Source organism: Bacillus sp. UNC322MFChir4.1 (assembly GCF_000746135.1).
Lineage (GTDB): Bacteria > Bacillota > Bacilli > Bacillales > Bacillaceae_G > Bacillus_A.
In genome coordinates this window covers 1-26,077 of record NZ_JQKQ01000014.1, presented here as the reverse complement: position 1 = coordinate 26,077, position 26,077 = coordinate 1, and the positions used below count along the sequence as shown (strand labels likewise).

Annotated in this window: 27 protein-coding genes and 1 other annotated feature; of the genes, 24 read left to right on the top strand and 3 right to left on the bottom strand. The window is 37.8% G+C overall.

Features of this window, described 5'->3' with window-relative positions; all coding sequences use genetic code 11:
* Window positions 1–72 precede the first annotated feature (72 nt).
* The 20 genes from BR72_RS07370 to pheA all read left to right on the top strand — a co-directional run bounded on the left by BR72_RS07370 (window position 73) and on the right by pheA (window position 18,679).
* The gene (locus tag BR72_RS07370) at window positions 73–564 is read left to right on the top strand and encodes an HNH endonuclease (protein ID WP_035431538.1); all 492 of its coding nucleotides are present in this window, start codon (window positions 73–75) and stop codon (window positions 562–564) included.
* A 333-nt stretch (window positions 565–897) separates the two neighbouring features.
* Window positions 898–1,914 carry a cell shape-determining protein MreB gene (gene mreB / locus BR72_RS07365; RefSeq protein ID WP_035431536.1) on the top strand — a complete coding sequence of 339 codons (1,017 nt, stop codon included), beginning with the start codon at window positions 898–900 and terminating at the stop codon, window positions 1,912–1,914.
* A 49-nt stretch (window positions 1,915–1,963) separates the two neighbouring features.
* Complete coding sequence (mreC, locus tag BR72_RS07360; protein ID WP_035431534.1) at window positions 1,964–2,818, top strand: rod shape-determining protein MreC; 855 nt, start codon at window positions 1,964–1,966, stop codon at window positions 2,816–2,818.
* A gap of 12 nt (window positions 2,819–2,830) precedes the next feature.
* On the top strand, window positions 2,831–3,373 hold the full coding sequence (mreD, locus tag BR72_RS07355) for a rod shape-determining protein MreD (RefSeq protein WP_035431532.1): 543 nt from the start codon (window positions 2,831–2,833) through the stop codon (window positions 3,371–3,373).
* Between the two features lie 36 nt (window positions 3,374–3,409).
* Window positions 3,410–4,096, top strand: a complete 687-nt coding sequence (gene minC, locus BR72_RS07350) for a septum site-determining protein MinC (RefSeq protein ID WP_035431530.1) — start codon at window positions 3,410–3,412, stop codon at window positions 4,094–4,096.
* Window positions 4,097–4,098: 2 nt separating this feature from the next.
* The gene (minD, locus tag BR72_RS07345; protein WP_035431528.1) at window positions 4,099–4,896 is read left to right on the top strand and encodes a septum site-determining protein MinD; all 798 of its coding nucleotides are present in this window, start codon (window positions 4,099–4,101) and stop codon (window positions 4,894–4,896) included.
* 151 nt (window positions 4,897–5,047) lie between these two features.
* The gene (locus BR72_RS07340) at window positions 5,048–5,764 is read left to right on the top strand and encodes a M23 family metallopeptidase (RefSeq protein WP_035431526.1); all 717 of its coding nucleotides are present in this window, start codon (window positions 5,048–5,050) and stop codon (window positions 5,762–5,764) included.
* Window positions 5,757–6,617: a M50 family metallopeptidase gene (locus BR72_RS07335; protein ID WP_035431524.1), complete on the top strand. Its 861-nt coding sequence runs from the start codon at window positions 5,757–5,759 to the stop codon at window positions 6,615–6,617. The genes BR72_RS07340 and BR72_RS07335 overlap by 8 nt, the downstream gene beginning before the upstream one ends.
* A gap of 63 nt (window positions 6,618–6,680) precedes the next feature.
* Window positions 6,681–8,063 (top strand): Rne/Rng family ribonuclease, encoded by a 1,383-nt coding sequence (locus tag BR72_RS07330; RefSeq protein WP_035431522.1) that lies wholly within the window; start codon window positions 6,681–6,683, stop codon window positions 8,061–8,063.
* A gap of 77 nt (window positions 8,064–8,140) precedes the next feature.
* Window positions 8,141–8,218 (top strand) — a sequence feature (ribosomal protein L21 leader region).
* 14 nt (window positions 8,219–8,232) lie between these two features.
* On the top strand, window positions 8,233–8,541 hold the full coding sequence (gene rplU, locus BR72_RS07325) for a 50S ribosomal protein L21 (RefSeq protein WP_035431521.1): 309 nt from the start codon (window positions 8,233–8,235) through the stop codon (window positions 8,539–8,541).
* 11 nt (window positions 8,542–8,552) lie between these two features.
* The gene (locus BR72_RS07320; protein ID WP_035431519.1) at window positions 8,553–8,897 is read left to right on the top strand and encodes a ribosomal-processing cysteine protease Prp; all 345 of its coding nucleotides are present in this window, start codon (window positions 8,553–8,555) and stop codon (window positions 8,895–8,897) included.
* Between the two features lie 3 nt (window positions 8,898–8,900).
* A complete protein-coding gene (rpmA, locus tag BR72_RS07315) occupies window positions 8,901–9,191 on the top strand; it encodes a 50S ribosomal protein L27 (protein WP_017150650.1) in 291 nt (96 codons plus the stop codon).
* A 65-nt stretch (window positions 9,192–9,256) separates the two neighbouring features.
* Window positions 9,257–9,799: a sporulation initiation phosphotransferase B gene (locus BR72_RS07310; RefSeq protein ID WP_035431517.1), complete on the top strand. Its 543-nt coding sequence runs from the start codon at window positions 9,257–9,259 to the stop codon at window positions 9,797–9,799.
* Entirely contained in the window at window positions 9,799–11,085 is a 1,287-nt protein-coding gene (gene obgE, locus BR72_RS07305) for a GTPase ObgE (RefSeq protein ID WP_035431515.1), read from the top strand. The genes BR72_RS07310 and obgE overlap by 1 nt, the downstream gene beginning before the upstream one ends.
* 146 nt (window positions 11,086–11,231) lie before the next feature.
* Window positions 11,232–11,939 carry a response regulator transcription factor gene (locus BR72_RS07300; protein ID WP_035431513.1) on the top strand — a complete coding sequence of 236 codons (708 nt, stop codon included), beginning with the start codon at window positions 11,232–11,234 and terminating at the stop codon, window positions 11,937–11,939.
* The gene (locus BR72_RS07295) at window positions 11,929–13,011 is read left to right on the top strand and encodes a sensor histidine kinase (protein ID WP_035431512.1); all 1,083 of its coding nucleotides are present in this window, start codon (window positions 11,929–11,931) and stop codon (window positions 13,009–13,011) included. The genes BR72_RS07300 and BR72_RS07295 overlap by 11 nt, the downstream gene beginning before the upstream one ends.
* 93 nt (window positions 13,012–13,104) lie before the next feature.
* On the top strand, window positions 13,105–13,881 hold the full coding sequence (locus BR72_RS07290; RefSeq protein WP_035431510.1) for an ABC transporter ATP-binding protein: 777 nt from the start codon (window positions 13,105–13,107) through the stop codon (window positions 13,879–13,881).
* On the top strand, window positions 13,856–15,769 hold the full coding sequence (locus BR72_RS07285) for an ABC transporter permease (RefSeq protein ID WP_035431509.1): 1,914 nt from the start codon (window positions 13,856–13,858) through the stop codon (window positions 15,767–15,769). The genes BR72_RS07290 and BR72_RS07285 overlap by 26 nt, the downstream gene beginning before the upstream one ends.
* Before the next feature lie 47 nt (window positions 15,770–15,816).
* Window positions 15,817–17,727, top strand: a complete 1,911-nt coding sequence (locus BR72_RS07280) for an ABC transporter permease (protein WP_035431508.1) — start codon at window positions 15,817–15,819, stop codon at window positions 17,725–17,727.
* Window positions 17,728–17,824: 97 nt separating this feature from the next.
* On the top strand, window positions 17,825–18,679 hold the full coding sequence (gene pheA, locus BR72_RS07275) for a prephenate dehydratase (RefSeq protein WP_035431507.1): 855 nt from the start codon (window positions 17,825–17,827) through the stop codon (window positions 18,677–18,679).
* A gap of 35 nt (window positions 18,680–18,714) precedes the next feature.
* Here pheA and BR72_RS07270 read toward each other — a convergent pair whose 3' ends face one another.
* The 3 genes from BR72_RS07270 to BR72_RS07260 all read right to left on the bottom strand — a co-directional run bounded on the left by BR72_RS07270 (window position 18,715) and on the right by BR72_RS07260 (window position 21,134).
* Window positions 18,715–19,362, bottom strand: coding sequence for an MOSC domain-containing protein (locus BR72_RS07270; RefSeq protein ID WP_035431506.1), 648 nt, complete (start codon window positions 19,360–19,362; stop codon window positions 18,715–18,717).
* Window positions 19,363–19,449: 87 nt separating this feature from the next.
* Window positions 19,450–19,995, bottom strand: coding sequence for a transcription repressor NadR (locus tag BR72_RS07265; protein ID WP_035431504.1), 546 nt, complete (start codon window positions 19,993–19,995; stop codon window positions 19,450–19,452).
* Window positions 19,992–21,134, bottom strand: a complete 1,143-nt coding sequence (locus BR72_RS07260; protein ID WP_035431502.1) for an IscS subfamily cysteine desulfurase — start codon at window positions 21,132–21,134, stop codon at window positions 19,992–19,994. The genes BR72_RS07265 and BR72_RS07260 overlap by 4 nt, the downstream gene beginning before the upstream one ends.
* A 124-nt stretch (window positions 21,135–21,258) precedes the next feature.
* Here BR72_RS07260 and nadB point away from each other — a divergent pair, with 124 nt between their 5' ends.
* The 4 genes from nadB to safA form a co-directional block, all read left to right on the top strand.
* A complete protein-coding gene (gene nadB, locus BR72_RS07255; protein WP_035431500.1) occupies window positions 21,259–22,785 on the top strand; it encodes an L-aspartate oxidase in 1,527 nt (508 codons plus the stop codon).
* Between the two features lie 15 nt (window positions 22,786–22,800).
* Entirely contained in the window at window positions 22,801–23,634 is an 834-nt protein-coding gene (nadC, locus tag BR72_RS07250; protein ID WP_035431496.1) for a carboxylating nicotinate-nucleotide diphosphorylase, read from the top strand.
* Window positions 23,635–23,659: 25 nt separating this feature from the next.
* On the top strand, window positions 23,660–24,766 hold the full coding sequence (gene nadA / locus BR72_RS07245) for a quinolinate synthase NadA (RefSeq protein ID WP_035431494.1): 1,107 nt from the start codon (window positions 23,660–23,662) through the stop codon (window positions 24,764–24,766).
* A 229-nt stretch (window positions 24,767–24,995) separates the two neighbouring features.
* Window positions 24,996–26,077, top strand: a 1,082-nt coding sequence (safA, locus tag BR72_RS07240; RefSeq protein ID WP_035431491.1) for a SafA/ExsA family spore coat assembly protein, incomplete at its 3' end; no start/stop codon positions are given.

Below are 26,077 nucleotides of genomic sequence, written 5' to 3'. Positions count from 1 at the left end.
GGTTATAAAGTATCCGCAAAACAAGTAAACAATTTACGGTCAGTCCATGAAACGTACGAAACCAAAATACCAATGATTGAATATAACGAATTGAAAATAGGTGTTACAAGGCTAGATTTTTGTAGGTGGAAAAAACCTAAAAATAAAAGTCCTACCGAAACACCATACACCGGACTGGGTAGACAAATTTATATGAATCGAACCAGCAAAAAGCCTGTTAAAGTAAGAGCGGATGAACTTCTCAGCTTGAATTGGTCTAAGATTATCAAAATTGGACATAAGGAAAAACTGTACAACTTTGAATATTTTATGAATCGAGCCTATGCTTTTAACCGTGATAAAGGAAGATGTCGAGTATGTAAAGAGATACTTCAAGGGGACGATATACACATACACCATATCAACTCCAAACTTCCTATAGAAGAAGTAAATCGAGTCCCTAACCTTGCATCCATGCACGAACATTGCCATCCAATGATTCACAGTCCAAAAGATTATTCCATGGTCGGAAAAGCTACTTGGGAAAAAGTTCTAGGTTTTAGAGAAAAATTGAGCTTAACTTAAATAATTGAATTGATGGAACGCCGTATGAGGTGAAAATCTCACGTACGGTGTGAAGTGGGGGAAAAGAACTCCTAACGAGTAATGTTGAGGTTGTTTCTTACCTATCACTATTTATTATAGGTGACCATAAATTCATTAGTTTAAAAGATAAAGGTCATATTTAAGACTATTTTTTTTCTTTGTTTTGTTTTATAATGTGAGTTATGAGTTTTTTGTAGGCTTTCGTCTACACTATAACAAATAACATGTAAAAACGTTATGTTTTATATAAATATAATAATGTTGACAGAAAAAAGAGCAATTTTGTTAAAATTAGAAAGGAAGATATAGAATATGTTTGGATTTGGTGGTTTTACTCGTGACCTTGGAATAGACTTAGGAACAGCGAATACGCTTGTATACGTGAAAGGGAAAGGTGTTGTTGTACGCGAGCCATCTGTTGTGGCATTGCAAACAGACACAAAGCAAATTGTTGCAGTTGGTAACGATGCAAAACAAATGATTGGTCGTACACCTGGAAATGTTGTGGCACTTCGTCCGATGAAAGACGGTGTTATCGCAGATTATGAAACAACAGCAACGATGATGAAATATTATATTCAACAAGCGCAGAAATCAAATGGCTTCTTCTCTCGTAAGCCTTACGTAATGGTATGTGTGCCATCTGGTATTACAGCAGTTGAAAAACGTGCAGTAATCGATGCAACTCGTCAAGCAGGTGCACGCGATGCGTACCCAATTGAAGAACCATTTGCAGCTGCAATTGGTGCGGACTTACCTGTTTGGGAACCAACAGGAAGTATGGTTGTAGATATCGGTGGTGGTACAACAGAAGTTGCTATTATCTCTCTTGGTGGTATTGTAACAAGTCAATCTGTTCGTGTTGCTGGTGATGAAATGGATGATGCAATTATTCAATACATTAAGAAGAACTACAATTTAATGATCGGGGAACGAACTGCAGAAGCATTAAAATTAGAAATCGGCTCTGCTGGCGAATCAGAAGGTGTCGAGCCAATGGATATTCGTGGTCGTGATTTAGTGACTGGATTGCCAAAAACGGTATCGATTCGTCCAGAGGAAATTGCATCAGCGTTAAAAGATACTGTAGATGCAATTGTTGAGTCTGTAAAAAATACATTAGAAAAAACTCCGCCAGAATTAGCAGCGGATATTATGGATCGCGGAATTGTTTTAACAGGCGGCGGTGCGTTGCTTCGTAATTTAGATAAAGTAATTAGTGCAGAAACAAATATGCCAGTGCTTGTTGCAGAAAATCCATTAGATTGCGTAGCGATTGGAACAGGTAAAGCATTAGACAATATCGACCTTTTCAAAAATGCTCGATAAAATCCATTATTTCAGCATAAAAATTTAGTGAATTTAAGAGGGTGTGAACGTGCCACAGTTTTTCTTAAACAAAAGATTAATTGTTTTATTAGTTAGTATTATTCTTCTCGTAGCATTGATCGGAATCTCATTGAAAGAACGGAAAAATCTAACGTGGCCAGAGCAGTTTGTAAAGGATACCGTAGGAGTTGTAGAACGTGTATTTCAAAAGCCAGCGAATTATGTTGCCGGATTCTTTGAGAACGTAGAAGATGTAAAGCGCACGTATGAAGAAAATAAAGAATTAAAGTCCAAATTGGACAAGTATGCAGAGCTGTCTGTAAAAGTAAAAGAATTAGAAAAAACAAATGAAGAACTTCGTGATATTCTTGGGAAAAAAGATACACTTAGTGATTTTAAACCGATTCAAGCAACTGTTATTGCGCGCAATCCAGATAAATGGAATGACCTAATCGGTATTGATAAAGGTGCACAACAAGGTATTCAAAAGGATGCGGCCGTTATTACATCAAAAGGTTTAATTGGAAAAGTAAAAAGCGTTTCACAATTTACTTCAACGGTTGAGCTAATCAGCTCATTAAACCGAACAAATCGTATTTCAGCTGTTGTCCGAGGAGATAGTAATGTTTTCGGATTAATCGAAGGGTACGATAAAGAGAAGCAGCAACTTGTTTTCACAAAAATCCCATCTGGTGTGAAAGTAGAGAAGGATCAAACAGTTGTAACTTCTGGTCTTGGCGGTGTGTTCCCAGATGGATTGGTTATTGGACAAATCGTAGAGGTAACAGCGGATGAGTATGGATTAACACAAACAGCTTATATTAAGCCAGCGGCAGATTTAAGTGATGTTAGCAATGTTATGGTTGCTAAACGGAATATGTCGACAGTAGATTTAGGGAAATAGGAGGGGGAAGAGATGGAGATTTTAAAAAAAGCAATTCTTCCTCTTCTACTTCTTTTCGTATTTGTACTCGAGAATATGTTTTCTACTATTGTTCCAACGAGTCTTTTCTGGAAGAATACAATTGTAGCACCGCATTTTTTAATGATTGTTTTATGCTTTATTGCAATTTACTTTAATTCTGTACATGGTATATACTATGGGCTATTATTTGGATTTTTGTTTGATATTGTACATACAGAATTAGTTGGTGTGTATATATTTGCTTATCCAATTTTAGTGTATCTTGTCTATCAGGCAATGCGCATTTTACAAGTGAACCTTTTTATCGTGTTCTTTATTGTATTGGCGAGCATTGCTGCGCTAGAGTATTATGTGTATGGATTTTTGACGTTAATTGGTCGTGTTCATATGCCACCGCATATCTTTTTCACGGATCGTCTTCTTCCAACGCTGTTGTTGAACGGAATTTTTTTACTACTGTTTTGCTTCCCACTGCAACGATATCTTTTACGTCTTTCAGACGCTATGGAAGAAAAGGAAAAAAGGATTTTCTGATTTTATGTCGAATTAAATTCGGTGGGGTGAGCATTGGTGACAGAAAAAAAGCAACAAAATGTGACTATAAAAGGAACGAAGGATGGCTTAGCGTTACATCTGGATGATTCCTGTTCATTTCGTGAATTGCTGCAAGAACTTGACGAAAAGCTTTCAACCCATTACTACGAGGGTGATGGACGCTCTGTAATTGAAGTACAGGTCAAAGTTGGGAATCGTTATGTAACAGAAGTGCAACAAGAAGAGTTGCGCACGCTAATTCGTAATAAAAAGAATTTAGTTGTAGATTCTATTGAAAGTGATGTTGTAACGAAAGAGCAAGCGTTAACATGGAAAGAAGAAACAGAAATTGTTTCTGTTTCAAAAATTGTTCGCTCAGGTCAAATATTGCATGTAAAAGGCGATTTATTATTGATTGGAGATGTGAATCCAGGCGGTACAGTTATCGCCGGAGGAAATATTTTTATTATTGGAACATTACGAGGAATTGCACATGCTGGATATTATGGGGATACAGAAGCTGTTGTTGCAGCCTCTGTAATGAATCCAATGCAGCTTCGGATTAGCGACGTGGCAACGCGCGCTCCTGAGGAGAAAGAAGACGGGGCGGAAGGGGCAGAATGTGCCTACATTAATGAGAACAATCACATTGTTGTCGATCGCATTCAACTTCTCACTCATCTTAGACCTAATTTAACAAGGTTAGAAAGGGGAATTGTATAGCTGTGGGAGAGGCAATAGTTATTACATCTGGAAAAGGCGGAGTAGGTAAGACTACAACGTCTGCAAATATTGGTACATCCTTGGCGTTATCCGGGAAAAAAATATGTTTGATTGATACAGATATCGGTTTGAGAAATTTAGACGTAGTAATGGGGCTGGAAAACCGTATTGTATATGATCTCGTTGATGTTGTTGAAGGGCGTTGTCGTTTACCTCAAGCTCTTATTAGAGATAAGCGCTTTGATGAACTCTATTTATTACCTGCAGCACAAACGAGTGATAAATCAGCAGTAACACCTGAACAAATGGAAGAATTGATACAGCAACTACGTCAAGACTATGATTACATATTAATTGATTGCCCAGCTGGTATTGAACAGGGTTTTAAAAACGCTGTGGCAGGTGCTGATAAAGCGATCGTTGTGACAACACCAGAAGTATCTTCAATGCGTGACGCTGATCGGATTATCGGATTATTGGAAAAAGAAGATATCGAGCCACCGAAGTTAATTATCAATCGCGTGCGTAGTCATATGCTACATGAACAGGATATGTTGGATGTAGATGAAATTGTACGTACCTTGTCAATTGAACTGCTTGGGGTCGTAGAAGATGATGATGCGGTGATTCGAGCAACAAATACAGGAGAGCCTGTAGCGTTGCAACCGAGTGGAAAAGCATCGATTGCTTATCGAAATATTGCAAGACGTTTGCTTGGTGAAAATGTGCCATTGCAACAGTTTGAGAACGGAAAAGAATCAGTATTAACGAAAATGAAAAAATTCTTCGGAATACGTTAAGAGCGCTTCGCAAATATGCGGAGTGCTTTTTTGTTTAGGCGATAGCTACTAGTATGCTCCATGACCTTCTAGAAGAAAAGTATTCCCATGAATATCTTTCTAGGACAACTCATACATATGTACAAACTGATGGAAAGAGGAAGGGGTCAGGATGAGAAATAAACGAGTAGAAGAAATTAAAAAAAGGATTGCTAAGAGAAAAACGCAGCAAGATAGAGAAGATGAATTGTTTTCGTTTGAAGAACAAGAATATACACAGCTTCTTGTTGAAGAAGGAGAAGAAATACATCCTCTCTTCCGAAAGGAAATATTTCTTTTTAAGTTGTTACTATCCGCTATTCTTGTTCTTGTTGTGGCTATCCTATTTAAAAACTCAACAAATTCTTTTGAGGAACCACGTACAGTTGTGAAACAAGTGATGAAAGAAGAATTTCAATTTGCAACTGTTTCGAAATGGTATGAATCAAAGTTTGGAAAACCATTATCTTTTTTACCTTCTAGTGAAAAGAAAATTGCGCAGAAAGAAAAGGATTACGCTGTTCCTGCCTCGGGAAAAATAATGCAAAATTTTCAAGCAAACGGACAAGGTGTATTTGTACAAACAGCCGCAAATGCCGTTGTGGAATCAGTTAATGAGGGCATTGTTGTCTCGATTGGTCAAAAAGAGGAGTTTGGAAATATAGTTGAAATCCAGCATGCAGATGGTACGGAATCTTGGTATGGAAATTTAGGAGAAACATCAGTTAAGTTATATGATTATGTAGCGAAAAAGCAAAAAGTTGGAACTGTCGCAAATGGAAAATTTTATTTTGCGTTTAAAAAGAATGAAAAATTTATTGATCCAATTCAGGTGATTTCATTTGACTAAATATAGTGAGGTTTTTTCAAAGATTACGATTCATCCGTTATTTTGGGGAGTTATAGCAATTGCGGTCTTTACAGCTCGTTTTACAGAGGTTTTTATTTTATTTTTCATTGTCTTTATTCATGAATTAGGTCATGCGATAGCAGCCGCTCATTTTAAATGGCGAATTAAACGAATTCAGCTCTTGCCATTTGGCGGGGTAGCTGAGCTTGATGAGCACGGGAATAAGCCGTTAAAAGAAGAAACGATTGTCATTATAGCAGGCCCTGCTCAACATATATGGATGATAGCAGTCGCTTATGTATTGTACATGGCAGGCTGGATGGGAGAAAACTTTTACAATTTTTTTCTGTGGAACAATATGATGATTCTATTTTTTAACTTATTACCAATTTGGCCTCTCGATGGAGGGAAACTTGTACTAAACATATTATCGCATCGTTTTCCATTTCTACAAGCGCACAATATGATGATGAGAATTTCAATTGTTTGTCTTAGCGTTGTATTAGGGCTACAATTCTTTTGGAATGGAAAGAATGCAATGATGTGGGCGTTACTTCTTTTTTTAGCATTTTCTTTATTTCAAGAGTGGAAACAACGTCGCTATGCATTTATGCGTTTTTTGCTCGAGCGATATTACGGAAAAAAACGAGAAATTGCCAAGGTTAAAGCAATTACAGTTCAAAAGGAAACGAGTTTGTATCACATTTTCACACAATTTCGAAGGGGATATAAGCATTCAATTATCATATATGGAGATCATAAAAATCAATACACGCTAGATGAAAATGAATTGCTTTACGCATATTTTACAGAAAAAAGAACAACATCATCTGTAGAAGAGTTAATTGGTTAGTGTTGACGGTAACACTAACCTTTTATATTGTATAAAAAAAGGATAAAAGAGAGGAAAAAGACTTTGAAGACGTTATACATAAATTACACCGGTTCGGAAAAACGAGTTGCTGTTGAAGAAGAGAAAGAAATTGTAGAACTGTTATGGCAACGAAATGAACAAGCACAAATTGTTGGAAATATATATATTGGTCGCGTCATGCGAACAATCGCAGGGATGAACGCTGCTTTTGTCAATATTGGTTTGGAAAAGCATGCTTATTTGTCCTATGAAAACGTGCCATCATCTATGCGATTACACGAAGGGCAAGCGCTTCTCGTACAAGTTGTGAAAGAGGCGATTGATACGAAAGGGCCAAAAATAACAGCAAATATAGAATTCACCGGGAAATATGTTGTATATATGCCTTATGACACGGTTTTTGCCGTTTCCCGGAAAATAAAAGATGAGAAAAAAAGAGAACAGCTTTTGGCACTAGAAAAAACAGGAGGATTTATTTTCCGTTCTGCGTGTGAAAAAGTACAAACACAAGAAGTACAAGCGGAGATGCACCGTCTCCAATCTCAATTTGAACTTGTAAAAAAACAAGAACAACGAGGAAAGGTTCCGCTTCTCGTTTATTCTCCTTCTAGCTTTTTAGATCGAATTCTTCAAGAAATACCAGTAGAGACGATTTCACAAGTAATTGTAGATCAGCGCAGTATGATACAAGAATTAGAAGAAAAAATAGGTGCAGAAAAAGTTACGTTCTTTCATGAAAAGACGCCGTTATTTGCTCGCTATGGAATTGATCGTGAAATTGAAAAAGCACTGAAAAAAGTAGTGTGGCTTCCAAACGGAGCGTATTTACTCATTGAACAAATGGAAACGATGACGGTAATTGATGTAAACACTGGTAAATTTACCGGGAAACAAAATTTACAAGATACAGTACTGCGCACAAATGAAATGGCGGCAAAAGAAATTGCACGGCAGTTGCGACTTCGTGACATTGGCGGGATGATTTTAATTGATTTTATAAATATGAAGCGCCGCGAGGAAAAAGAAAAAATAAGAGAAATTGTAAAGCTACACTTAGAAAAAGACCATACTTATACGAGAGTATTAGGATTTACAGAGCTTGGTATTTTAGAAATAACAAGAAAGCGAAAAAAACAATCGCTCCGTGATATGTTGTTAACGGATTGCAAAATTTGCCTTGGCACGGGTTATGTATTATCGCATGAAACGGCAGCATATGAGCTAGAGAGAGAATTAATTGCTTATAATGGAACAGATGACGAAGCTGTTTTAATCGCTGCTCATCCGAATGTGCAGCAAATCTTTTTTGAGAAAGAACTGCAGCGTAATATATCTTTTCAAGTTTATTTTATTGATGATGAAGCAGCACGTTATACGATTCAACGCTTTGGAACGAATGAAGAGATAGGCGCGCGAAAAAAATAGTTAGTAGAAGATTCATTGACAATAGGCTATGTTTCATGATAACATCTCTATGTTATAGTTTATAGCACCTAAATGGCTATATGCTACAACCGCGCAGGACAGGTTCCTAAAAGACATTGTATGTCTACCTCGTTTTGGCGAGTCTTAGTAATTATGAGGAGGTGCAATTATGTACGCAATTATCGAAACAGGTGGAAAACAAATTAAAGTTGAAGCTGGTCAAGAGATCTACGTTGAAAAATTAGATGTAGAAGCTGGTGAAACTGTTACTTTTGACAAAGTTCTTTTCGTTGGTGGCGAAAACGTGAAAGTTGGTAGCCCAGTTGTAGAAGGTGCAACAGTTACTGCGAAAGTTGAAAAACAAGGTCGCGCTAAGAAAATCATCGTTTTCAAATACAAAGCGAAAAAGAACAATCGTAAAAAACAAGGTCACCGTCAACCATACACAAAATTAGTGATTGAAGCAATCAACGCTTAATTTGGGTTGTCATGATTAAAATTACGATTAACCGCACGAAATTAGGAAGTATCCAATCATTTAAAATGACCGGGCATGCGAACTTCGCTCCGCATGGACAAGATCTTGTCTGCGCTGGAACGACAGCGGTTGTGTTTGGTGCTATAAATGCAGTGGAATCACTTTGTAATGTGCAAGCAACCATTGAACTTGGAACAGATGGTGGATTCTTAATGTATGAATTGCCTAGTGATCTAGATAATTCTACAAAGGAAAAAGCATGTTTCCTATTAGAGGGCATGGTTGTTTCGCTTAAAACGATCGAACTTGATTACGGAAAGTATATCCGTTTAATAGAAAAAGTGCAGGAGGTGTAACGTATGTTAAGATTAGATCTTCAGTTTTTCGCATCTAAGAAAGGTGTGGGTAGTACAAAGAACGGTCGTGACTCTCAGTCAAAACGTCTTGGTGCTAAACGCGCAGATGGTCAAATGGTTTCAGGTGGTTCAATTCTTTACCGTCAACGCGGTACAAAAATTTATCCAGGTGTTAACGTTGGTCGTGGTGGCGATGACACATTATACGCGAAAGTTGACGGCGTAGTACGCTTCGAGCGTCTTGGCCGTGACCGCAAACAAGTGAGCGTATATCCTGTTGCTCAAGAAGCATAAGAAACTCACGGAAAACTCTAACCTGAGTGCAGGTTAGGGTTTTTCTATATTAAAGGGGTATATGGATGGAAGAAAAATGGACAATTATAGATGCGTTGCGTCATTCAAGACATGATTGGCTTAATCGTATGCAAATGATTAAAGGAAATCTTTCACTTGGAAGAGTGGAAGAGATTCATGGACTCATCGATCGTTTTGTCCAAGAAGCGAGACAAGAATCAAATCTGATTGGGCTTTCTATGCCTAAGTTTTCAGAATGGATTTTAACATATAATTGGAAACAGCATCCGTGCTTATTGGAGTATGAAGTATTAGGAGAAGTACATAACTTATCGCATCTAGATGAAAGAGTATCTGTATGGACGGCTCAATTTTTCCAAATGCTTGAGCATAGTTTAGACGTTTATGTTGAAAATTATGTTTGTATCACAGTTGAATGTGAAGATGCTCGTTTCTTTTTTGATTTTCGTGGCAAGCTAACAAATGTACAAGAGATACAAGAGTGGCTTGCTTATCAACACAATAAATGGTTTTCCATTTCTTATACAGTGCGAGATGAAGAAATCTCGGTTATATTACAACTACTAGAAAAAAGTGTGGTGAGATAATGTTTGTAGATCAGGTCAAGATATATGTAAAAGGCGGCGATGGCGGTAACGGAATGGTTGCGTATCGTCGTGAGAAATATGTTCCAAAAGGTGGCCCAGCAGGCGGTGACGGTGGTAAAGGTGCCGATGTTGTTTTCGTAGTAGACGAAGGATTACGTACATTAATGGATTTCCGCTATCAGCGTCATTTTAAAGCGGATCGCGGTCAACATGGAATGAGTAAAAACCAACATGGCCGTAAAGCGGATGATTTAATTGTAAAGGTTCCACCGGGAACAGTTGTAAAAGATGTAGCTACTGGTCAAATTCTTGCGGATTTAGTAACGCATGAGCAATCAGCAGTTATCGCAAAAGGTGGCCGTGGTGGTCGTGGTAACTCACGTTTTGCGACGCCAACGAATCCAGCTCCAGAAATTGCTGAGAACGGTGAACCAGGTCAAGAACGTGAAGTTGTACTAGAATTGAAAGTGTTAGCTGATGTAGGTCTTGTTGGATTCCCAAGTGTCGGTAAATCAACATTATTATCTGTTGTATCATCAGCACGTCCAAAAATTGCTGAATATCACTTCACAACAATTGTTCCAAACCTTGGAGTAGTTGAAACAGGTGATGGTCGCAGCTTTGTTATGGCAGACCTTCCAGGATTGATTGAAGGGGCACATGCAGGTGTTGGGCTTGGACATCAATTTTTACGCCATATTGAGCGTACACGCGTTATCATTCATGTGATTGATATGTCTGGTTTAGAAGGACGCGATCCATATGAGGATTATGTAACAATCAATAATGAATTAACAGAATATAATCTGCGTTTAACAGAGCGTCCACAAGTTGTTGTTGCAAACAAAATGGATATGCCAGACGCAGAAGAAAATTTACAAGCGTTCAAAGAAAAAGTGGGCGATGAAGTGAAAATCTTCCCAATTTCTGCAGTAACGCGTCAAGGTGTTCGTGATTTACTATTTGAAGTAGCAAATCTTATCGAAACAACACCAGAATTCCCAATACACGAAGTTGTAGATGAATCTGAAGCAAGTGTAATGTACAAATTTGAGGGTGAAGGCTCTAAATTTGAAATTACACGTGAAAGCGATGGTACATTTGCCATTACTGGTTATGATATTGAGAAAACATTCAAGATGACGGACTTCAGTCGTGATGAGTCTGTTCGCAGATTCGCTCGTCAAATGCGCGGTATGGGCATTGATGAAGCACTACGTGCGCGCGGTGCAAAAGACGGCGATATTGTAAAAATTCTTGAATATGAATTTGAATTTATCGATTAAGGACTGCCGAATTTCGGCAGTCTTTTTTTGTACGTAAATAAAAAAATCTCCTCAAATTGGAATTTGCCATTATAATGGAAAAGGGTAGATGTAGGACAGATAGAAACGGCATTTACATGCACTTTTTAAAAGGGAGTGAGAATGATATGTATAAAATAATGATTGTAGAAGACGACTTGAAAATTGGTGATATTTTAGAAGGGCACCTTGACAAATACGGTTATCAATCATTTCGTGTACAAGATTTTCAGCATATAAAAGATGAATTTGCAAAAGTGAGCCCGCATTTAGTTTTACTTGATATTAATCTACCATATTTTGATGGGTTCTATTGGTGCCGTCAAATTCGTACTGTTTCCAATGCGCCGATTATTTTTGTATCTGCACGTACAGGAGAGATGGATCAAGTAATGGCGATTGAAAATGGTGGTGATGATTACATTACAAAGCCGTTTCATTTAGATATTGTTATGGCAAAAGTGAAAAGTGCATTGCGCCGCGTGTATGGTGAATATGCATCAGCGGCAGAAAGTGACTACTTTGGTGTGAATGGGTTGCTTTTATTTCCAGCGCAGCATATGGCAGAATGGCGAGGGAAGCAGGTGGAGCTTACAAAAAATGAATACTATTTATTAGAATGCTTAATGAAGCAAGCGGATCAATATGTAACGAGAGAAGAGTTGTTAGAAGCATTATGGGATGAGATTGCTTTTGTTGATGATAATACATTAACTGTAAATGTAAAGCGTGTCCGTAAAAAGTTAGAAGATATAGGAATTAAAGATGCCATTGTTACGAAGCGGAGCTATGGATATGCGCTCTTAACGAATTGGGTGAACGAACATGAATCTTAAAAAATATGTGATGGACCGCATCGCCTTACTTATTTCTTACATAATGAGTATGATCCTATTCGGTCTTGTCTTACAGCTGCAAGCTTTTTTACAGAAACAATCTATAAATTGGAGTACATGGCTATATGGATTTTTATTATCAGTCGTCGTGTTTGCTATTTTTCTGATGCATGATTACCAGAAACGACGAGCTTTTTTACAAAAGGTAGAACATTATATTGCAGAGGGACAGGAGTTACATCATTCTTTATCTGTCAGTTCGTCCTATTCATACGAACAAGAAGTAATTGTGGAAGCTTTTTCGCTCTTAAGGCAACAATATATGAATGAAATGCATGAACAACAGGCGAAAGGAGAACAACAAACGATCTTTATGAACCAATGGATTCACCAAATGAAAACGCCTGTATCTGTCATTGAACTATTGCTGCAAAAACTTGGACAAACGCACCGCGAAGCAAGAGATACGATTGAAAGTATTCGTGAAGAAAATAATCGTATATTACAGGGATTAGATTTAGCGCTTCATATGGCACGACTCGAACAGTTCGGAAAAGATTATAAAATAGAAGAAGTCAATGTGGTAGATATTGTTCGTGACAGTATTAATCAACATAAAAAAACATTCATTCAGTATGCTGTATATCCGAAGGTTCTATTTGAGAAAGAACAGTACATGGTAGCTTCGGATCAAAAATGGCTTAGTATTGCAATGAATCAAATTGTGATGAATGCCTTGAAGTATACAAGGATTACAGAGAAAGAGAAAAAAGAAATTATATTTCAAATAGAAGAAACAGAGAATGTTATTACATTACATATTCGTGATAATGGAATAGGGATTCCGAAGCAAGATATAAAGCGAATTTTTGAACCGTTTTTTACAGGTGTCAATGGACGGAAAACGAGAGAAGCAACAGGGATGGGGTTATACATTACAAAGCAAATTTGTGATCATCTTAGCCATGGGATTTCTGTACAATCAATAGAGACGGAAGGAACAACATTTACGTTCCAATTTTCAAAAGATAAAGGATATCATCAAATGATGCGGAAAATGACAAAATTGTAAGATAACAAACCGTTTTGTAAGGGAAATCACTCGTTACTTTCCCTCGTTTTTTCTATAGTAAGAGTAAGAAGAAAACATATAGGGGGATTCGAAATGAGCGTTCTTGAAGTAAAAGGTTTGACAAAGGTGTATCAATCAAAAGGATCGGTAACAACGACAGCGTTGAATAATATTAACTTTAAAATTGAAGAGGGTGAATTTGTCGGCATTATGGGGCCATCAGGAAGCGGAAAAACAACGCTTCTCAATTTATTAGCAACCATTGATAAGCCGACATCAGGTCACGTTTATATGAACGGTGAAGAGATTAGTCAAATGCGTGCTGCTAAACTTGCGGCGTTTCGTCGTACACATTTAGGATTTATTTTCCAAGATTTCAACTTGCTTGATACGTTATCCATTAAGGAAAATATCATATTGCCACTAGTAATGGCAAATCGTCCTGTGAAAGAAATTGATGCGAAAGTATTAGAAATTGCAAAGTTTCTAAACATAGAAGAAATTTTACATAAAAAAGTGTACGAAGTATCGGGTGGTCAGCAGCAGCGTGCAGCAGCAGCGCGGGCGATTATTCATCAGCCGACTTTAATTTTAGCTGATGAACCGACAGGAAACTTAGACTCTAAATCAGCAAAATCATTAATGGGTGCTCTGCAGGAACTTCATGAAAAGAAGAAAGTGACGATTGCTATGGTAACGCATGATCCTGTTGCGGCAAGCTATTGTGAACGTATTTTATTTATTCGTGATGGGGAAATTTTTTCAGAGATTCATAAAGGAGAAACAAAGCAAGCCTTCTTCCAAGAAATATTAGACGTACTTGCGATGTTAGGGGGAGAGTACCATGAACTTTCGCCAGCTCGCGTTTAATAATGTCAAAGGAAATTGGCGTAATTATAAAGCGTTTTTAATTAGTAGCTGTTTATCGATTTTTGTGTTCTTTATGTATGCTTCGTTTATTTATCATCCAGATGTCGTTGGTGGTAACATTAGTCAGAAAATGCGCGTTGAAAAAGGGTTAGAGACATGTAATTATATTGTCGTTTTATTTTCTGCGTTATTTATTTTATATTCGAACTCCATCTTTTTACGGGCTCGTAAAAAAGAACTAGGACTATTCACTTTAATTGGTGCGACAAAAGGACAGTTAGGAAGAATGATCATGCTAGAGCAAATGATTCTTGGCTGTATTTCAATTGTCATTGGAATTGCTTTCGGTATGCTTGGTTTACCACTCTTTTTTAAAGCAGTCAGTGCTGTATTAGGAATTGAAAAAGCATTGCCATTTGTATGGAATGGAAAAGCAATCGCAATTACTGCCGGTGTATATTTGATTCTCTTTTTCGTCTTATCATTATTTGGATTATGGACGATATGGCGGCTGCAAATTATTGATTTACTTCGCGATGCAAGAAAACAAAGAGTCGAGCCGTTTTCGTTTACATGGTTATTTTTAGTCGGATTACTAAGTATTATCGTTGCTTACGTTCTTTGCTTCCGAGTAACGTTTATGAACCTTACGGTGTACTTCCTTCCAATCGTTGGTTTAACGATTATCGGAACCTATTTTTTATTCACGCAAGGAAGTGTTGTCTTATTAAAAGCATTACAAAAGAGAAAGTCGCTTTTTTATAAGCAACCGAATTTGTTCGTTATTAGTAATCTCGTTTATAAGATGAAAGATAACGCACGTTTTCTATTTGTTGTTTCGATCATCACAGCAATTGTTGCATCGGCAATGGGGACGTTATACGTCTTCTTTGAGGATATGAGTGGGAAAGTAGTGGATCATACTCCGCATGCTATTTCCATTCAAGAAAAAGGGGTAAACTCTCATGAAGTGGTGAAAGAAGAAACATTGCAATCACTACTTAAAAAACATAATTTTGAACAGGCACGAAAAGTAACCTTAAAAGAAATACCAGGAACGTTTCATATAAAATGGATGAATGAAGACCGAGAGTTTGATATAAGAATTATCTCTGAGCAAGAATTTAATGCAGAAGCACGAAAGCAACAGGAACAGGAGATTCATAATAAACCGGGAACTGGCACAATGGTTGTGTTGGATATGATGAATGAACTCATGAAATTTGATGCAGCGAAGCCTTTTACATTTAAAGTACAAAATCAATCGTATGAGCTGAAGTTAAATAAGCCGTATACAAAAGCGTTATTTAATACTGGTAATTTATTTGTTGTAAATGAACAAGACTACGCCAAGTATGCAGCTGCCGTCCCAGATGCAGAAAAGATGATGTATTACGGCTATTATATTCAGAACTGGAAAGATACGGAGGCTCTCGTGAAGGAATTAAAAGGTCACATCGCCGATGATAAAAAAGAAAATTTTGATAATGCAATTCTTGTTTATCAAAATGTGAAAGAAAATGGTGCGATTACGATGTTTATTGGTTTCTTCATAACAATATTGTTCTTCTTCTTCGCTTGCAGCATGACATACTTTAAGTGGTTTAATGATAAAGAACAAGACCGTATTCAATTTCATTCTTTAAAACGAATTGGTATGACCGATCAAGAGATTCGTAAAATTGCAGTTCGGCAAATGGGAGCTATTTTCTTTATTCCGATTTTGATAGGTGTTTTGCATAGTGGATTTGCATTATATACACTAGGAAACATGTTGTATCTAGACTTATGGAAATCAGGAGCGGTTATTATTACAGCATACGTATTAGCATCCGCATTATATTTTGCGATTGCACAAAGAGGATATTTAAAGCACGTAAAAAGCTAGGACTTCCTAGCTTTTTACATATGTAACGGGTTTTAGGGGGGAGAAAGGTGAAGTTTTATCAACTTACTTTTCAAAATGTTAGAGGGAATTGGCACAACTACAAAATATTTTTCTTAAGTAGCTGTTTCTCAGTTTTTGCTTTTTTTATGTATACATCTATTATTTTGCATCCTCAGTTGAAAGTGAGTGAGCTGTATAAAGGTTTACAAGGGGGCCTAATTACGTGTGATGTAATTGTAATTGCGTTTTCGATTTTATTTATTCTGTATTCTAGTTCGATCTTTATACAGTCTCGAAAAAAAGAATTGGGGCTATTCATATTAATGGGAGCTACGAAAGTAAATCTCATTTGGATGATGATCATGGAGCAAATGGTAGTGGGGCTCCTTGCGAGCTTTTTCGGAATTGGGATTGGGACGTTATTTTTAAAGCTATTTTTTATGATTTTTAGTTTATTGCTTAATATGCAGACTGCATTGCCGTTTGTGCTCAGCTCGAAGGTTATTGTGATAACGATTATGACATATGGTGCTGTATTTATTCTTTTAGCCATTTTTAGTGCGCTGCGCATATGGAAAATAGAAGTTATTCATCTATTAAAAGAAATGCAAGAAGGAAAAAAAGAAACAAGAAGTAAGAAGTGGCTTTGTTGGCTCGGTTTCATCTGTATAAGTATCGGTTATGGGTTAACAACAAAAGTGACGATGATGAACATTGCTCTTTATTTTATACCTGTTTCTATTTTAACGACAGTTGGTACGTATTTTGTATGTACACATGGCCTAATTCAAGTATTACAAGGAATTAAAAATAGAAAGGGTTTCATGTATCGTTATCCGCATTTATTCGTTATTAATCAGTTGTTACATACAGTGAAAGATAATCGGCGCTTTTTCTTTATTTTATCTATGCTAACAACGATAGTAGTAACGGCGACAGGCTCTGTTTATTTGTTTTTTTCAAACATGAGAGAACTATTTCGGTATGAACAGCCGCATGCTTTTTCCTATGTTGAAAAAGGGATTGACTCTAGGGAAATAATGGAGAAAGAAACGGTTGAAAAGATATTGCGTAAGCACGGTGTCAATGATTTTCGTTATGCAACATTTGTCGGTCTCCCAGCAATATTTCAATTAGATTCTGGTAAAGAATCTTATGCAACTGTGATTGGAGAAGATGAATATAATAGAGAAGCGAAAAGACAGTCGAAGCAGCAGATTCATCCGAAAGAGGGGACAGTGACATTTATTTATTATAGTGAGTATGATCTTCTCCCTAAAGATCCTAAGAAGTATATAAATTTTAAAGTACTCGAAGAAACATATCGCTTTACATATAACGGAGCATATGAAGGGAATGCATTTAATAGCGATACAAGTCAGCGGAGCGGAAGATTCTTCGTTATGCACAATCAAGATTTTCAGAAGCTTTCTCGTCAAGTTCCGAATCATGAAAAATATGTATACAATGGGTATGAAGTAAGAGATTGGGACAATACAGGAAGATTAGGTGAGGAATTACAATCTCGCATTTTAAAAGGGAAAGAGTCAGTAACTCGTAATAATGTGTACAATTATAAGATGATGAAAGACGGAGGGAATCTAGTATTATTTGTCGGTTCGTTCATTAGTGTCCTCTTTTTTCTAGCGTCTTGTAGTACAGTTTATTTTAAGTGGTTTCATAATATTGAATATGACCGCTTGCAATATCAAACTCTTTTGAAACTCGGAATGACAAAGCAAGAAATAAATAAGATTTCACGTTGGCAATTAGGGATTCTATTCTTTTTTCCGGTTCTATTAGGAAGTGTACATAGTGCAGTTGCTTTACATACGTGCCAAAAGGCCTTTTCTATGAAAGCACCTTGGGGCGTTTTAGAAGTAATTGCTATTTATCTTATCGCATGTGCGCTCTATTTCTTCTTTGCACAAAAAGAATACATGAAACAGATCGGCTAGCTTTTGCTAGTCTTTTTTGTTGTAATTTTCGAAAAACAAGTAGAAGAATAGAAGTGTTTATGATATAACAGTAAGAAAACGAAAAAGAGGGGACGATATGACGATTCGAGTTGGCTATTTAGGACCAGAAGCAACATTTACAAATATGGCGGTGAGTCGCTTCTTTCCTGAGGCTGAACATGTACCGTACCGAACCATTCCAGATTGTATAGATGCAGCAGCAAATGGTGTTGTCGATTTTGCAGTTGTCCCGCTTGAAAATGCGATTGAAGGCTCGGTAAATATTACGATTGATTATCTTGTACATGAGCAAATGCTGCCGATTGTTGGTGAAATTACAGTACCTGTCCAGCAACATTTGCTCGTTCATCCGCAGCACGCACAAAATTGGCAAGATGTATATGCGGTGCATTCTCATCCACATGCGATTGCGCAGTGCCATAAATTTTTAAACCAGGAATTAAAAGGTGTGACCGTTCGGGATATGACATCAACGAGTGCCGCTGCACAGTTTGTGATGGAACACCCAAAAGAAAAAATTGCGGCAATTGCTAATGAGGCTGCGGCAGAAAAGTATGGATTATCGATTGTTCAGCGTGATATTCATACGCATAAAAATAATCATACACGTTTTCTCGTGTTACATAAGAGCGATCGTGTGGAATTACCGAAAAATGGAGAGAAGCACAAGGCGAAAACAACGCTTATGATAACGTTACCTTCAGACTATGCAGGGGCATTATATCAAGTGTTATCCGCATTTGCATGGAGGAAATTAAACCTTTCTAAAATTGAGTCTCGTCCAATGAAAACAGGGCTTGGTAATTATTTTTTCTTAATTGATGTCGAAAAAGAGTATGATGATGTTCTGCTTCCGGGAGTGAAAATGGAATTAGAAGCACTTGGTTTTTCGGTTACATTACTCGGGAGTTATTCTTCTTATTGGGTATAAAAAAGAATCCCAAGTAGCGTATGCATTGGGATTCTTTATGTTAATTTTTCAATTCGTGTCATTAATGATTTTCGCCACTCTTCGGCGAGTTCAGGAACGGCAATAATCTTTTCCATGCCCTCTACATCTTTTTGACCTCGGAAATAGATCTCGTTCGCAAATAGAATGGAAACTTGGTGCGGATGACGTTCGAGTAACGTAATTTGTGAGTCTTTACGAACCATCCCTTCTTGTAGAACGCGGCATAAATATCCTGTAAAGCCAGTTTCAACAATACGAGGTAAAATGCCAGAAATACCGAGTCGTTTCGAAATTGTACTGCACGGTATTCTTCCTTGCGTCACTTGAACAATTGCATCGCCGAGCTGATAAATGTCGCCAATACAAACATCTTGTTCTAGCATATGTGTAACTGTTACATTCTCTCCGAATGCAGATGAAGGAAGTGATATATGAAACTCGTTTTCCCACAAATCATAATGTTCATAAGGATAAACACAAACGGCACGATCAGGCCCGCCGTGAAAGCGTAAGTCAGCAACACCGTCTCCTCGAAATCCATCTGTTGATAAAAAAGCATCTTCCACAAGCTGTTTACATATGCCGCTTGTCATTTCTTTATTCTCTGCATATTGCATTGTTTTTGGTTTCCCAATGCTAAAGTGAATGAGTTCAATCCCCATATATTATCTCCTTTCCCATCATTTTCTCCATTGTAGCATGATAAAAATAAAAAACGCACAGAGAAAGTAAAATTCTCTGTGCGTTTTTTAATGAACAAGAAACCCAGCTCGGTCCAATGCCGCGCAGGCAGCATTTAACTTTTCAAGCGAATCTGCTTCGATTGTATGTAAATGAATCCCATCTGTAAGCTGAGATAAATAAGCCGCTTTTGTTTCTTCAATCTTTTTTAAATACTGTTCAAGTTCAAATCGGTTACTTACTAGAATTAAAGCAGTTAAATCTCCGTACACTGGATGTTCTACTTTTACATCTTTAATGGTAACTCCATGGTCAACAAGTATTGTAAGTTCTTGGCGTACTTGTGATGGCTGATGATTGGAAACGATAATACGCTCGAATGTAGTATGTTGTTTTTCTGCCCTTTTTAAATATAAATATCCTTGTGCCGTTGCAATAATCGGTTCGTTTCGTGCTTTTAATAAAGAAATATCTTGTACGATAACTTGACGACTTACGTTTGTTTTCTTTGCTAATTCACTGCCGGATAATGGTTTATTTGCAGCGAGGAGCCATTCTAAAATGAGCTGTCTTCTTTCCTCACCTAAAATTTTTTTTTGGTCATTTTGATTCATTTTCTATTAACACCTCTATTGAATTGATTTCTAACTTCTGCAATTGCATGAACAGCTGCATCGATGTGTTCTGCTTTTGTTTGCTGTCCGAATGAAAAACGGACATATTGTTTCGCTTCATCATGTTCTTTGCCAATCGCAAGCATTGTTTTAGAAGGCTCTTGTTTTCCGATTTGACAAGCACTTCCTGTTGAAATCGCAATGCCATGGCGATTGCATTCTAGCATCGTATACTGACCTTCTATTCCTTTTATTGTAACCCCAATGATGTGCGGTAAACAAGAAGTAGAATGACCTTCAATTTGTATTTCAGGTGAAAGAGCTTGCAATTGCTTCATGAAGTATGTTCGTAATTTTTGTAAACGTCCTATTTCCTCTTGTTGGTTCTGTAGCATGTGCTGCGCTGCCGTAATAAACGAAGCAATGCCTGGGACATTTACGGTGCCAGGGCGAAATCCTCTTTCATGAGTGGTTCCTGGAAATACTTCTCCAAAGCGTACTTGCGGGTTAATATAGCATGCGCCGACTCCTTTTGGCCCGTAAATTTTATGCGCTGAAACAGAGAGGCTATCAATATTCATTTCTTCTACATGAATCGGTATTTTTCCAAATGTTTGTACGCAATCGGTATGAAATAAGACGTTATGTTTTTTGAGAATGGCTCCAATTTCAGCAATTGGTTGCAGTGTGCCGACTTCAGAGTTTCCGTGTTGAATGCTTGCAAGAACGGTTTGCTCCGTAATCGCACGCTCGAGTTCGTCAAGTTGAATCATGCCAAAGCAATCCACTGGAATTTCAGTAATTTCATAGCCTTGCTTTTGAAGTAGACGAAAATAATTTCGGATTGATGCATGTTCCATAGGTGTTGTAATAATATGCTTGCCGCTCTGGGTATTTAATAATGATTGAATGGCAAGATAGTTCGATTCAGATCCGCCGCTTGTAAAAAAAATGCCTCGTTCTTTCCCGCCGATCATCGCAGCCAATGTTTGGCGGCAAGATTGTAACAAAGAGGCGGAGGACCCGCCAATATCATGTAAGCTTTGCTCATTTCCAAAATAACGTTCAGCGGCTTTTGTGTATGTCTCTAGCGCTTCTTTACTCATAGGTGTTGTTGCAGCATAGTCCATGTATATCATAGAGCATAGCCCTTTCTGTATAAGATTTTCATATCGTTTTCTAAAAAGTTCTTGTTATTATTTTAATTATATGTAAATATAGGTGTCAAGACAGTTGAAAAGTGTAAAGTAGGGGGCAATGAAAATGCCAAATGCAGATGTCTTAATTATCGGGAGCGGGGTTGCGGCGCTGCGCGTTGCACAAACCATTTGCCACGAAAAGAATGTGATAATTATCACAAAGAAAACAAGGCGAAACAACAATACAAATTTAGCACAAGGCGGGATTGCAGCAGCAGTATCTTCATCTGATCATCCAGATAACCACTATGAAGATACACTTGCAGCGGGCTGCCATTATAACAATACGGAAGCGGTTCGCTATTTAGTAGAGCATGGACCGCGAGAAATGCAAACATTATTAGATAATGGGATGTACTTTGACGGCGATGAACGAGGGCTTCACCTTGGAAAAGAAGGGGCGCATCGAAAAAGACGTATTTTACATACGGGCGGGGATGCAACTGGAAAAAACTTATTAGCGCATCTTGCAGAGCAAGTACTTCCATACGTGACGGTTGTTGAACAAGAAATGGTCCTGGATTTGATAATAGAAAATCAAACTTGTCACGGCGCTGTAGCACGTGATAGTGAAGGGAATATACAAAAGTATTACGCGCAGAGTGTCGTATTGGCAACAGGTGGTATTGGAGGACTGTATGCATTTACTTCTAATGATTGTACTGTTACAGGCGATGGTTTAGCGATGGTGTACCGAGCCGGGGGAGAGCTTGTCGATTTAGAATTTGTACAGTTCCATCCAACAATGTTGTACGTAAATGGTGCTGGCTGCGGCCTTGTCTCAGAAGCGGTGCGCGGAGAAGGAGCGATTCTTCGGAATGGAAAAGGAGAGCGCTTTATGACAAATGTTCATGAACAACAAGACCTTGCACCTCGTGATGTGGTGGCGCGTGCCATTCATGAACAAATGTTAGCAGGTGAAACGGTGCATTTAGATATATCATCTATTGCAAATTTTGAAAAGCGATTTCCAACGGTCGCTTCTTTATGTGAAAAACATGGCGTAGCTATTCAGGATCAATATATTCCAGTTGTACCAGGCGCTCATTTTCATATGGGCGGTGTAAAAACAAATTGTGATGGGGAAACGTCAATTAAACGTTTATATGCAGTTGGCGAAGTTGCATGTAATGGTGTACATGGTGCGAATCGCCTTGCGAGTAATTCATTATTAGAAGGTCTTGTTTTTGGGGAACGTGTCGGAGAACACATTTTAGAAAATAGTAGACCGCGAATCGTGGGTACTAATGAAATAGTGAAGGGTAATTTACAACAAATACAATTACCAAACAAAGAAGAAATACAAGAGATGATGATGAAATACGTTGGAATTGTCCGCACAGAAGAAGGCTTATTGTATGCGAAGCAATGGTTAGAGCGGTATGGGACATATAACAAACTGTTTCCATATGGAAATCTCACAAATGAAGATATAACAATTATCAATATGTTAACAGTTTGTCAGTTACTAACAAAAGCTGCACGGCAAAGAAAAGAGAGTATCGGCGGTCATTATCGCAGTGATTTCCCAAATCGTAGTAATAAGATGCATGAAATTGTGATGAGAAAGAATATATTGCAATTCGCATAAGAAAAGAGGGGTACTATGAATGCGTTAAAAGTAAAAGAGGCATTGAAACAATTTTTTCTAGAAGATATTGGGGAGCGAGACGTAACGTCGCAGCTTATTTTTCCAAACGATCTGCAAGCAAAGGGAACATTGCTTGTTAAAGATACAGGTGTGTTTGCAGGAGCTGATGTAATTAAGGAAGGTTTTTTGTTATTAGATCATCGAATTGAAGTAACACTTCATAAAAAAGACGGGGACATGGTAACAAACGGAGATATCCTTGCTACTGTACAAGGGCCGATAGCTTCTTTATTAACAGCTGAGCGTGTTGTGTTAAATGTTATTCAGCGTATGAGCGGCGTAGCGACGATGACAAGAAAAGCAGTTACTGCACTAGGGAGCAGTCATACACGCATTTGTGATACGAGAAAAACGATGCCAGGGCTTCGTATGTTTGATAAATATGCCGTTGTATGCGGCGACGGTTATAATCATCGTTTTGGATTATACGACGGTGTCATGATTAAAGATAATCATATTGCATTTGCTGGGTCGATTACAAAGGCGGTAACAGCGGTGAAAGAGCAGCTAGGACATATGGTGAAAGTAGAAGTAGAAACAGAGACGGAAGAACAAGTATTAGAAGCAGTTTCTGCCAAAGCAGACATTATTATGTTTGATAACCGTACACCAGAAGAAGTACGTGAATATTGTAAGCTCGTTCCAAGTGCAATTGTTACAGAGGCTTCGGGCGGAATTACGATGGAAAATGTAGCGGATTATGGCCAAACGGGTGTGGATTACATTTCGTTAGGATTGTTAACGCATTCTGTAAAAGCGTTGGATATTAGTTTCAATATTGAAGTGTGATTGGGAGAAGAGGGGGACTTCATTGATGAATATTTTAGAAACAGTAAAGCCGATTGAAACGATGCTACCAGAGCGTTATGGAACAATGTCAATCGAAGAGATGGAAGAGCGTGTGCGTGAAATTAAAAAAAAGTTAGGGGGAAAGCTTTTCATTCCAGGGCATCATTACCAAAAAGATGAGGTCGTTCAATTTTCAGACTGGGCAGGAGATTCTTTGCAGCTTGCACAAGTGGCAGCGCGTAATAAAGAGGCAAAGTATATTGTATTTTGCGGTGTTCATTTTATGGCAGAAACAGCTGATATGCTAACAACAGATGAACAAATTGTTATTCTTCCTGATATGCGAGCTGGTTGTTCGATGGCTGATATGGCCGATATTGAACAAACAGAGCGAGCTTGGAAAGAATTGCAGCAACTATTTGGAGATACAATACTTCCATTAACTTATGTAAATTCAACAGCTGCAATTAAAGCATTTTGCGGCCGAAATGACGGCGCGACAGTTACATCTTCTAATGCGAAAGAGATGGTAAAATGGGCATTTACACAAAAAGAGCGGATTTTATTTTTACCAGATCAGCATTTAGGGCGTAATACAGCATATGATCTTGGTATACCATTAGAAAACATGGCAATTTGGGATCCGCACACAGATTCATTAGAATATGACGGGAATATGGAAGATGTGCAAGTTATTTTATGGAAAGGACATTGTTCGGTCCATCAAAATTTTACTGTGAAAAATATTGAAAGTGTAAGGAGAAATCATCCGGATATGAATATTATTGTTCATCCGGAATGTTGCTATGAAGTTGTTGCTGCTTCTGACTATGCAGGCTCAACAAAATATATTATTGATATGATTGAAAAGGCTCCGTCTGGAAGCAAGTGGGCAATCGGTACAGAAATGAACTTAGTTAATCGGATTATTCAGCAGCACCCAGATAAAGAAATTATTTCACTCAATCCATTTATGTGTCCATGCTTAACGATGAATCGTATCGATTTACCACATTTATTATGGGCACTAGAAACAATCTTAAACGGAGAACGTGTAAATGTAATTGAGGTAGATAAAAAGGTAACGGAATTCGCGATACTTGCATTAAACAGAATGTTAGAGCGCGTATAAAAGCAACGGATTTCCGTTGCTTTTTCTTTTGTACATAATTTTACTTTTATGAGCATACATTGTGGTGAAGAAATCATTGTGTTTATATTCGTTTTTATCCCGCTAGTCATGGACAGTAAGACCACACCTAAAGATTCCGAGAAAAGCGAATAAGACAGGTGGGGGAAGAAAACCTCCACTGATGGAAGTTTCACTTTATTATAGATAAGTTATACAGGAGGGGGAAAAATTGAAAATTCATATCGTACAAAAAGGGGATACCCTTTGGAAAATTGCAAAAAAGTACGAGGTAGATTTTGAAGCGTTAAAAAAAGTGAATACACAGCTCAGTAATCCAGACTTAATTATGCCTGGCATGAAAATTAAAGTACCAACTAACAGTATTCCAATTAAAAAAAATCCAGGTGCTGGTTCAGTCCCTCCAAAAGAATATGTAAAAGAAGTGCAGCAAAAGGAATTTCCAGTAGCGCCGAAACCTCTTGGTATAGAAGAAGAGGAAGAAATGGCTCAGCAAGCTGGGCCAATTACAGAACAGCCAGCAGCGCAAATGCCCCAGAAGGAAATGCAAGTAAAACCGCAAAAGGAAGTGCAAAAAGAGCAGCCTATACAAAAAGAAGTGCAAAAGGAGCAACCGATACAAAAAGAGAAGCCGGTGGAAAAACAACCTATTATTGAAAAGAAACCAATTGTCGAAAAGCAACCGACTGTTAGCAAAGTGGAAAAACAAAAAGAGAGTACGAAATTTTCCGTAAACATTTTACCACAGCCGCCGCAACCACCAGTCAAACCAGCGAAGGAATATAAAATTGCAGATATCATAAAAAAGGGGAGTAATTTAATTGCTCCGCAAGTGAATAAGATGAAAGGAAGCAATGTCGTTGCGCCAGAAGTGAAGAAAGAAAACGTAAGTAATATCGTTGCACCAGAAGTAAAGAAAGAAAATGTAAGTAATGTCGTTGCGCCAGAAGTGAAGAAAGAAAATGTAAGCAATGTCGTTGCGCCAGAAGTGAAGAAAGAGAACGTAAGTAATATCGTTGCACCAGAAGTGAAGAAAGAAAACGTAAGTAATATAGTTATGCCCGAAAGCACAAAAGAAATCCCGCAAGTACTCCCACCTAACATTACGGTACCAATCATGGAAAATAGCCACATGCCAAACGTGATGCCAATCATGGAAAACAGCCAAATACCAAACATAATGCCAATGATGGAAAACAATCAAATACCAAACATAATGCCAATGATGGAAAACAATCAAATGCCAAACATAATGCCGATGATGGAAAACAATCAAATGCCAAACATAATGCC

Coding starts and splice junctions, on each gene's coding strand:
- BR72_RS07290 (WP_035431510.1), top strand. CDS start 13,105: ATGAGCGTTCTTGAAGTAAAAGGTTTGACAAAGGTGTATCAATCAAAA.
- BR72_RS07260 (WP_035431502.1), bottom strand. CDS start 21,134: ATGATATACATGGACTATGCTGCAACAACACCTATGAGTAAAGAAGCG.
- mreD (WP_035431532.1), top strand. CDS start 2,831: ATGGAGATTTTAAAAAAAGCAATTCTTCCTCTTCTACTTCTTTTCGTA.
- rplU (WP_035431521.1), top strand. CDS start 8,233: ATGTACGCAATTATCGAAACAGGTGGAAAACAAATTAAAGTTGAAGCT.
- BR72_RS07300 (WP_035431513.1), top strand. CDS start 11,232: ATGTATAAAATAATGATTGTAGAAGACGACTTGAAAATTGGTGATATT.
- pheA (WP_035431507.1), top strand. CDS start 17,825: ATGACGATTCGAGTTGGCTATTTAGGACCAGAAGCAACATTTACAAAT.
- BR72_RS07370 (WP_035431538.1), top strand. CDS start 73: ATGATTGAATATAACGAATTGAAAATAGGTGTTACAAGGCTAGATTTT.
- nadA (WP_035431494.1), top strand. CDS start 23,660: ATGAATATTTTAGAAACAGTAAAGCCGATTGAAACGATGCTACCAGAG.
- BR72_RS07310 (WP_035431517.1), top strand. CDS start 9,257: ATGGAAGAAAAATGGACAATTATAGATGCGTTGCGTCATTCAAGACAT.
- BR72_RS07265 (WP_035431504.1), bottom strand. CDS start 19,995: ATGAATCAAAATGACCAAAAAAAAATTTTAGGTGAGGAAAGAAGACAG.
- BR72_RS07270 (WP_035431506.1), bottom strand. CDS start 19,362: ATGGGGATTGAACTCATTCACTTTAGCATTGGGAAACCAAAAACAATG.
- nadC (WP_035431496.1), top strand. CDS start 22,801: ATGAATGCGTTAAAAGTAAAAGAGGCATTGAAACAATTTTTTCTAGAA.
- BR72_RS07285 (WP_035431509.1), top strand. CDS start 13,856: ATGAACTTTCGCCAGCTCGCGTTTAATAATGTCAAAGGAAATTGGCGT.
- obgE (WP_035431515.1), top strand. CDS start 9,799: ATGTTTGTAGATCAGGTCAAGATATATGTAAAAGGCGGCGATGGCGGT.
- mreB (WP_035431536.1), top strand. CDS start 898: ATGTTTGGATTTGGTGGTTTTACTCGTGACCTTGGAATAGACTTAGGA.
- BR72_RS07320 (WP_035431519.1), top strand. CDS start 8,553: ATGATTAAAATTACGATTAACCGCACGAAATTAGGAAGTATCCAATCA.
- BR72_RS07295 (WP_035431512.1), top strand. CDS start 11,929: ATGAATCTTAAAAAATATGTGATGGACCGCATCGCCTTACTTATTTCT.
- BR72_RS07340 (WP_035431526.1), top strand. CDS start 5,048: ATGAGAAATAAACGAGTAGAAGAAATTAAAAAAAGGATTGCTAAGAGA.
- rpmA (WP_017150650.1), top strand. CDS start 8,901: ATGTTAAGATTAGATCTTCAGTTTTTCGCATCTAAGAAAGGTGTGGGT.
- nadB (WP_035431500.1), top strand. CDS start 21,259: ATGCCAAATGCAGATGTCTTAATTATCGGGAGCGGGGTTGCGGCGCTG.